The organism is Mycetocola sp. Y444, from assembly GCF_059445295.1.
Genome location: NZ_JCAIUB010000004.1, coordinates 1 through 1,629, shown reverse-complemented (window position 1 = coordinate 1,629; position 1,629 = coordinate 1). Strand labels below are relative to the sequence as shown.

The 1,629-nt window shown below is 54.8% G+C and carries 1 rRNA gene; it reads right to left on the bottom strand.

Annotation, left to right across the window (positions count from 1 at the left end):
• Nucleotides 1-96: 96 nt before the first annotated feature.
• Nucleotides 97-1,621 (bottom strand): 16S ribosomal RNA (locus AC1C2M_RS15730).
• Nucleotides 1,622-1,629: the final 8 nt, after the last annotated feature.

The window sequence follows — 1,629 nt, the reverse complement described above, 5'->3', positions numbered from 1 at the left end:
ATGTTCCACCCATGAGCGCCAGCAGGAACGTTCGTTCCTGAACTGACTGACCAGTGAATTCCGCTGTATACAGACGGACTGGCACGTGCTCCTTAGAAAGGAGGTGATCCAGCCGCACCTTCCGGTACGGCTACCTTGTTACGACTTAGTCCTAATTACCAATCCCACCTTAGACGGCTCCCTCCCAATAAAGGGTTAGGCCACCGGCGTCGGGTGTTACCGACTTTCATGACTTGACGGGCGGTGTGTACAAGGCCCGGGAACGTATTCACCGCAGCGTTGCTGATCTGCGATTACTAGCGACTCCGACTTCATGAGGTCGAGTTGCAGACCTCAATCCGAACTGGGACCAGCTTTTTGGGATTCGCTCCACCTTACGGTATCGCAGCCCTTTGTACTGGCCATTGTAGCATGCGTGAAGCCCAAGACATAAGGGGCATGATGATTTGACGTCGTCCCCACCTTCCTCCGAGTTGACCCCGGCAGTATCCCATGAGTTCCCACCATTACGTGCTGGCAACATAGAACGAGGGTTGCGCTCGTTGCGGGACTTAACCCAACATCTCACGACACGAGCTGACGACAACCATGCACCACCTGTATACGAGTGTCCAAAGAGTTCGTTATCTCTAACGCGTTCTCGTATATGTCAAGCCTTGGTAAGGTTCTTCGCGTTGCATCGAATTAATCCGCATGCTCCGCCGCTTGTGCGGGCCCCCGTCAATTCCTTTGAGTTTTAGCCTTGCGGCCGTACTCCCCAGGCGGGGAACTTAATGCGTTAGCTGCGACACGGAGACCGTGGAATGGTCCCCACATCTAGTTCCCAACGTTTACGGGGTGGACTACCAGGGTATCTAAGCCTGTTTGCTCCCCACCCTTTCGCTCCTCAGCGTCAGTTACGGCCCAGAGATCTGCCTTCGCCATTGGTGTTCCTCCTGATATCTGCGCATTCCACCGCTACACCAGGAATTCCAATCTCCCCTACCGCACTCTAGTCTGCCCGTACCCACTGCAGGCTGGAGGTTGAGCCTCCAGTTTTCACAGCAGACGCGACAAACCGCCTACGAGCTCTTTACGCCCAATAATTCCGGACAACGCTTGCACCCTACGTATTACCGCGGCTGCTGGCACGTAGTTAGCCGGTGCTTTTTCTGCAGGTACCGTCACTTTCGCTTCTTCCCTGCTAAAAGAGGTTTACAACCCGAAGGCCGTCGTCCCTCACGCGGCGTTGCTGCATCAGGCTTTCGCCCATTGTGCAATATTCCCCACTGCTGCCTCCCGTAGGAGTCTGGGCCGTGTCTCAGTCCCAGTGTGGCCGGTCACCCTCTCAGGCCGGCTACCCGTCGTAGGCTTGGTGAGCCATTACCTCACCAACTACCTGATAGGCCGCGAGTCCATCCTTGACCAAAATTCTTTCCAACCACTGAAGATGCCTTCGCGGTTCGTATCCGGTATTAGACGTCGTTTCCAACGCTTATCCCAGAGTCAAGGGCAGGTTACTCACGTGTTACTCACCCGTTCGCCACTAATCACCAGAGCAAGCTCTGGATCATCGTTCGACTTGCATGTGTTAAGCACGCCGCCAGCGTTCGTCCTGAGCCAGGATCAAACTCTCCGTAAATGTTTAAT